The sequence below is a fragment of the Bacillus swezeyi genome (genome assembly GCF_001969815.1).
GTDB classification, from domain to species: domain Bacteria; phylum Bacillota; class Bacilli; order Bacillales; family Bacillaceae; genus Bacillus; species Bacillus swezeyi.
Genome location: NZ_MRBK01000074.1, coordinates 1 through 2923, shown reverse-complemented (window position 1 = coordinate 2923; position 2923 = coordinate 1). Strand labels below are relative to the sequence as shown.

The following is a 2923-nucleotide window of genomic DNA, read 5'->3' as shown; positions in this document are numbered from 1 at the left end:
CCAAGAGAAGGATATCCAGCTGCTGGCTGTGCTGTATAGTAATATGGGAAGTCATGCCGTTTGTCATGACGATTTTCAGCAGCTCTTTTCTTTTTTCCTCAATTTCATGAAGCAGGTTTTCTTTCATCACAGGAATTGATCCTTTCTTCTGTAAAAATCATCTTTTTGTTGCCTACTAAATGCTATTATATCCATATATAGGTTTCTTTTCAATTCTGAAGGTGATAAGGATAAATGGCCAAAATTGATTATATAGAGAAATTCGGGAAATGAACATGTTTTTTGGTGATATGTAAGGAAATTGAAATGTCATTGTCATAACCAATGATTTTATTTCATATCATTCCAAGAAATAGAAGGGAGAAAGAGAATGACAGATATTAATTATGTTCTGGCTTTCGGCGCCGGATTTCTATCTTTTATTTCGCCTTGCTGTCTTCCGCTGTATCCTGCTTTTTTATCCTATATTACAGGTGTCAGTATGAGTGAGATCAATTCGGACAGACTTCTTTTTCAAAAAAGAAGCCTGATCCATACGGTTTTTTTCCTGATCGGCTTTTCGATCATTTTTGTCGCCCTGGGCTACAGCACATCTCTTGTCGGTTCTTTTTTTAAGGATTACCATCATCTCATCAGACAGCTCGGAGCGATTTTCATTATCTTTTTCGGATTTGTCACATTGGGTGTCTTTAAACCTGAATTTTTAATGAAGGAAAGGCGGCTGCAATTAAAAAACAGACCGGGCGGTTTGCTGGGATCTGTCGGCATCGGGATGGCATTTGCTGCCGGCTGGACGCCCTGCACCGGACCGATTTTGGCGGCCGTTATTGCGCTGGCGGGAACCAATCCAATGTCGGCTGTGCCGTATATGCTGCTGTATGCGCTCGGTTTCAGCCTGCCGTTTCTGCTGCTGTCTTTCTTCATTTCAAAGATGAAATGGCTCCGGAAGCATCAGCTGCTGATGATGAAAATCGGCGGCATTGCCATGATTTTGGTCGGCATCCTCTTGTTCTTTGACTGGATGACGAAAATCATTATTGTTCTGTCAGGGCTGTTTGGCGATTTCAAAGGTTTTTAGAATCTTTTATCGGCTCTGCTTCATTTTTTGTTAAAATAGAACTTATTCACAGCTAAATTGAAATTGTGATGTTGGAGGGGAGTATGACAAGGGTTTTAATTGTTGATGATGCAAAATTTATGAGAGATAAAATAAGAGAAATACTTGAAACGGAAAATGTTGATGTTGCAGGGGAAGCTGAAAATGGCGAAGAAGCTGTTTTCTTGTACCAAAAACTGAAACCGGACTTAGTGATCATGGATATTACAATGCCTGTGAAAAACGGGATTGAAGCGCTAAAGGAAATGATCCATATTGATCCTAAAGTAAAAGTGATCATGTGCACGGCCATGCGCCAAAAGCGGATCGTCGTTGAGGCGATCGAAGCCGGAGCCAAGGACTTTATCGTTAAGCCTTTTGAGGAAGCAAAGGTGATTGAAGCCATTCGGCTCGTACTCGGAAACGCATAAGCAGGCAAACTTTGCGATTGGTTTTTTTTCTCGTTTTGGCGTATAGTAACAAGTAGAGAATTTGAAGAATAAAGGGATGATACGTATGATGATTGTGGTTTCATCTATACTAGCCGTCGTGATGGCCGTCATTGTCATGGCTGTCAGAATCAAGTCATCTGAAAAACCGGCTACGGCCAAAAAAATAATATTGCCTCCGATCTTTATGAGCACAGGGGCATTAATGTTTTTATTTCCAATGTTCCGTGTGACCGGAGCTGAATTTTTAGAAGCCATAACAGTAGGCATGATCTTTTCAATTTTCTTGATTAAAACATCTAAATTTGAAATTAAAGATGATAAAATTTACATTAAACGGTCAAAATCTTTTGTGTTTATTTTAATCGCTCTTCTCATCATTCGAATCGTCATGAAAAGCATATTAAGCACAACGATTGACTATGGGGCTTTAAGCGGAATGTTTTGGATTCTGGCTTTTGGGATGATTGTTCCTTGGCGAATCGCCATGTATTTATCCTTCAGAAAGCTTTCACATCAGCTTGAAGCATCAAATCACATCCAGTTGAATTAAAACAAAACCTTTCCATGATGCGGAAAGGTTTTTTATTTAAAGAGCTCCTGATATGGAGTGTGATCAATATTTTTTTGTCTTAAGCGCTTGAGCAGAAATTTGTGATCTTTTTTCGGCGTGGCCATAATATAGCCTTTGACAATAAGATCTTGATTGATTGCACGGGCTTTTTCTTGTAAAGCCAGCTCACCGATCTTTCCTGCGATTTTTGCTTTGGCTGTATCGCGAAACAGCTCGGGCACGGGAGAAACAAGCTCTTCAAGCAATTCTTTTTCTTCCTCTTTCCATAAATGCCTTGTTTGTTCAATATAATAGTCCTGCCAGTCAAGTTCTGACTTTCCATCTTCCTTAGGAAGGCGCTTCAAAAATTTGCGAAACATGAAAAATCCGCCGATTGATAAGAGGACGATCATTGTGATGATCCAAGCGAGCATCAGCCATAAAAACCATCCTTCCAGCATCTCTCATCACTCCTTTGTCTACAGACTATTGTACATGAAGCCGTTTTAGAAGAACATAGAAAAAATAATATAAACAAATGCGGCAAACATCTAGTCAAAAGAGATGCTAGAACATAATCTATCGTATAGCAATTCTCTATTCGGCCATGGAGAATTGCTAGGGGATATTTGACGAACGAACGGAAAAAGACCCGGGCAGGAGCTTATGTCATAAGCTTTTGTCCGGGTTTCTCCCTTTAACATTATAAAAAAGGAATACTGAAAGAAACAGAAGCTTCATCTTTGTTCGCTTCCTTGTTTATTTTAACGGAAAGAATTTTATTTTGGCATTCGGTTTCGATTTGTTTATCATTCAGAAAAAAAG

5 protein-coding genes are annotated in these 2923 nt (G+C 39.4%); 3 read left to right on the top strand and 2 right to left on the bottom strand.

Annotated elements, in window-relative coordinates:
* Positions 1-127: aspartyl-phosphate phosphatase Spo0E family protein (locus BTA30_RS22210; protein ID WP_076764231.1), on the bottom strand; the 127-nt coding region annotated here is incomplete at its 3' end.
* Between the two features lie 243 nt (positions 128-370).
* Here BTA30_RS22210 and BTA30_RS22205 point away from each other — a divergent pair.
* The 3 genes from BTA30_RS22205 (at position 371) to BTA30_RS22195 (ending at position 2098) form a co-directional block, all read left to right on the top strand.
* Positions 371-1078 (top strand): cytochrome c biogenesis protein CcdA, encoded by a 708-nt coding sequence (locus BTA30_RS22205; protein ID WP_076764228.1) that lies wholly within the window; start codon positions 371-373, stop codon positions 1076-1078.
* Between the two features lie 83 nt (positions 1079-1161).
* Positions 1162-1527 (top strand): response regulator, encoded by a 366-nt coding sequence (locus tag BTA30_RS22200; RefSeq protein ID WP_076764226.1) that lies wholly within the window; start codon positions 1162-1164, stop codon positions 1525-1527.
* A 76-nt stretch (positions 1528-1603) separates the two neighbouring features.
* A complete protein-coding gene (locus BTA30_RS22195; protein ID WP_094777381.1) occupies positions 1604-2098 on the top strand; it encodes a CcdC family protein in 495 nt (164 codons plus the stop codon).
* 32 nt (positions 2099-2130) lie between these two features.
* Here BTA30_RS22195 and BTA30_RS22190 read toward each other — a convergent pair whose 3' ends face one another.
* Positions 2131-2559, bottom strand: a complete 429-nt coding sequence (locus BTA30_RS22190; protein ID WP_076764221.1) for a DUF2621 family protein — start codon at positions 2557-2559, stop codon at positions 2131-2133.
* Between the last annotated feature and the right edge of the window lie 364 nt (positions 2560-2923).

Excerpts from the sequence above, each read along its gene's own strand:
- BTA30_RS22205 (WP_076764228.1), top strand. The coding sequence starts at position 371 with ATGACAGATATTAATTATGTTCTGGCTTTCGGCGCCGGATTTCTATCT.
- BTA30_RS22200 (WP_076764226.1), top strand. The coding sequence starts at position 1,162 with ATGACAAGGGTTTTAATTGTTGATGATGCAAAATTTATGAGAGATAAA.
- BTA30_RS22195 (WP_094777381.1), top strand. The coding sequence starts at position 1,604 with ATGATACGTATGATGATTGTGGTTTCATCTATACTAGCCGTCGTGATG.
- BTA30_RS22190 (WP_076764221.1), bottom strand. The coding sequence starts at position 2,559 with ATGCTGGAAGGATGGTTTTTATGGCTGATGCTCGCTTGGATCATCACA.